This window comes from Myxococcus hansupus, from assembly GCF_000280925.3.
GTDB lineage: Bacteria > Myxococcota > Myxococcia > Myxococcales > Myxococcaceae > Myxococcus > Myxococcus hansupus.
In genome coordinates this window covers 3,944,504-3,947,372 of sequence record NZ_CP012109.1, presented here as the reverse complement: position 1 = coordinate 3,947,372, position 2,869 = coordinate 3,944,504, and the positions used below count along the sequence as shown (strand labels likewise).

General features: G+C 68.5%; 4 protein-coding genes. All 4 read right to left on the bottom strand.

Features of this window, described 5'->3' with window-relative positions:
- Positions 1-301: 301 nt before the first annotated feature.
- The 4 genes from A176_RS15185 to A176_RS15170 all read right to left on the bottom strand — a co-directional run bounded on the left by A176_RS15185 (position 302) and on the right by A176_RS15170 (position 2,869).
- Entirely contained in the window at positions 302-706 is a 405-nt protein-coding gene (locus A176_RS15185) for a hypothetical protein (RefSeq protein ID WP_002639629.1), read from the bottom strand.
- Positions 707-715: 9 nt separating this feature from the next.
- Positions 716-1,495: a DedA family protein gene (locus A176_RS15180; RefSeq protein WP_002639628.1), complete on the bottom strand. Its 780-nt coding sequence runs from the start codon at positions 1,493-1,495 to the stop codon at positions 716-718.
- A gap of 346 nt (positions 1,496-1,841) precedes the next feature.
- Positions 1,842-2,312 carry a Crp/Fnr family transcriptional regulator gene (locus tag A176_RS15175; RefSeq protein ID WP_002639627.1) on the bottom strand — a complete coding sequence of 157 codons (471 nt, stop codon included), beginning with the start codon at positions 2,310-2,312 and terminating at the stop codon, positions 1,842-1,844.
- Between the two features lie 41 nt (positions 2,313-2,353).
- Positions 2,354-2,869, bottom strand: coding sequence for a gamma carbonic anhydrase family protein (locus tag A176_RS15170; RefSeq protein WP_002639626.1), 516 nt, complete (start codon positions 2,867-2,869; stop codon positions 2,354-2,356).

The window sequence follows — 2,869 nt, the reverse complement described above, 5'->3', positions numbered from 1 at the left end:
CACGCCGTCCACGGGGGCGCCTCGGAAGGCTCCGAGGGCTTGGGCTCCGGGGCAGTGGTCTCCGGCGGAGCCTCCGGAACCGCGGGGGTGGGCGCCGCGGGGGGCACCGGGGGCAAGGCTTGCGCCTGGGCCGAGCCCGTGGCTGCGAGCAGGAGCACGGCACAGGCGCGACGAAGGGTTTTGGGCATCTCGGGGCTCAGAAGAAGGACGAGGTGAAGCTATCCCTCAATCCTGACCCTGATCCTGGAAGCCCGGCAACCACGGAAGAATCAGGTGGCGCCGCACCTGCGCGAAGTCTGCTTCAGCGGGCCATGCCGTCGAGCATCAGCGCCTGGCCACACGTCCGATGACGTCGACCGGTCCAATGGTCAAGGGACTGCGTCGAGAAGCGACGTTCACACCGGGGGCATGTGACCCATCCGTGAGAATCCACGGCGACCGTGACGGCGGGCCCTGGCGCCAGGAAGTACCGCACGACCTCACCGGTGGTGCCGCGCTCCTCGCAGGCGGAGCACGACTCCTGCCAGGCCAGCCCTTCACCCTCGTGGCAGACCTTGCCCAAGCCCCGGCATTGCGGACAGTCCTCAAGAACCCATGGATTGTGGTCGTTCTCGTCGGTGAACACGGCGGCGCTCCGCCGGGGATACCGAGCGAGGCGCAGCCGCTTTCGAATCGCGTCCTTGCGGCTGGCGTCTTCGTCGCCCATGGCGAGGGCTCAGGACTTCTGCAGCTCGCGCGTGCTGTCGGCGGCGGCCTGCTCCGGCGCGGCGACGAACAGGGCCTCGCCCGAACCGGCCACGGGGGGCCGCAGCGGCGCGGCGACCGTCTCGGTCACCAGCGCGGGGACGGCCACGGGGTCCACGGTGGCGGCCTGCGCCCGCTCCGCCGCCTGACGGCGCTTGCGCCACACGAAGTAGCCCACGGCGGCGACCACCAGCACACCCATCACCGCGAACTGCCCCTCCTTGAACTTGGCGATCATCGAGTCGAGCTCCCCACCGAAGTGATAGCCGAGCCAGATGAACACGGGCGCGGACAGCAGCGCGGCCAGGCCGTCCCAGAAGATGAAGCGCCAGTAGGGCATGCCCACCGAGCCCGCGGTGAAGTACGTCACCGCGCGCACGCCCGGCATGAAGCGGGCGATGCAGACGACCTTGTGCCCGTGCTTGCCGAACAGGCCTTCCACCTTCGCGCGCTTCTCCGGCGTGACGATTCGGGCGAAGAAGCCACCGCTGCCCTCGCGACCCAGCTTCCCACCCAGCCGGCGGCCGGCCAGGTAGATGAGGCTGTCACCCACGAGGATGCCCGCGAAGCCGACCACCATCATGATCGACAGGTTGGCGGCACCCTTGTGGGCCAGGAAGCCCCCGAGGATGAGGGAGATGTCCTCCGGCAGCGGCACACCCAGACCGCAGGCCACCAGGATGCCGAACACGGTGGCATAGGCGAAGAAGCCCTGCGAATCGCCGAGGAGGTTGGTGAGAAGTTCTTGCACGCGTCGTCCCGTCCGTTCACTTCCGAGGGGCTGCGCTTCCGAATCCGCTCGGACCGCCCCTCTAGCGCCCAGACATCAACCGGGCGCGGGTCGTCAAAACTCCGGGTAATGGGGACTCGACAACAAATCCTTCGGTACCCGGCCTGCTCCCGGGCCCGCGATGGCGCCCGCTCTCCCTTCTTATTCTCCGACCGACACCTCCCGCTGCCCCAGTGTCCTGACGTCGCGAACGCCTCAAGGGCCGCCCGCCCACCTGGATGCCATCCATCCAGGTGCCCCGACATGTCCCACCCGAGACTTCACGGCGGCACATCCCTGCGCTCGTGAGGCAGGCCCTCCGCCTGTCTTAAGCAGCCGGCGCCTTCCCCACCAGCGTGCGAAGCATGTCCCGGTTGTCGCGGGCCTTCTGGCCGAAGTGGGAGACGATTCCCATCAGCAGCTTCACGCAGGCCTGGGGTTTGGTCGCCAGGAGCTTCTGGAAGTCCGCGGCGCGAATCTCCAGGGCGGACACGTCGGTGACAGCGGTGGCGGAGCACAACCGCTCACCCTTCTGCACCAGGGCCAGCTCGCCCAGGGGCTCACCGGCGCCCACCTCGCCCAGGGGGACGTCCTCGCCGGAGGCGCTCTTCGCGCTCAGGCGGACGGTGCCTTCCCCGACGATGAGGAGCGACTCACCCGCCTTGCCTTCGACGAAGAGCGCGGTCCCCTTGGGGAACGCTCGCGGGACGGCGAGCCCCGCGAAAATCTGGATGCCGGTATCCGTGAAGCCCTTGAACAGCGGGCACGCCTTGAGCGTTGTGGCAGGCACGAGAGCCATGGATGTGCTCCTAACACGCCCAGCGTAGGCTCGCGAGCGAGTCAGCGCTCCGTCTGGTACTCCTTCGCGAGCTCCACGTAGTGGTGCGCGGACATCAAGAGGAAGTCCCGCTCCGCCTCGGTGATGGGGCGCTTCACCCGGCCCGGGGAGCCCACCACCAGTGAACCCGGGGGAATCTTCGTGCCCGGCGTCAGCAGCGCGCCGGCGCCGATGATGCAGTCGTCCCCGACTTCCGCGTCATCCATGATGGTGGAGCCCATGCCCACCAGCACCCGGTTCCCAATGGTGCAACCGTGGAGGATGACGTGGTGTCCCACCGTCACGTCGTCGCCGACGACGGTCGAGGACCGGCCCCCGGTGACGTGAACCAGGGAGAGGTCCTGCACGTTGGTGCGCTTCCCGATGCGGATGGGATTCACGTCCCCGCGCAGCACGCAGTTGAACCAGATGGAGGAGTCCTCCCCCACCTCGATGTCGCCCACCAACTGCGCGGAGTCGTCCACGAAGCAACCCGGGTGGACGCGGGGGGACATTCCTCGGAACGGCCTCAGCGGCAT

Coding starts and splice junctions, on each gene's coding strand:
- A176_RS15185 (WP_002639629.1), bottom strand. CDS start 706: ATGGGCGACGAAGACGCCAGCCGCAAGGACGCGATTCGAAAGCGGCTG.
- A176_RS15175 (WP_002639627.1), bottom strand. CDS start 2,312: ATGGCTCTCGTGCCTGCCACAACGCTCAAGGCGTGCCCGCTGTTCAAG.
- A176_RS15170 (WP_002639626.1), bottom strand. CDS start 2,869: ATGCCGCTGAGGCCGTTCCGAGGAATGTCCCCCCGCGTCCACCCGGGT.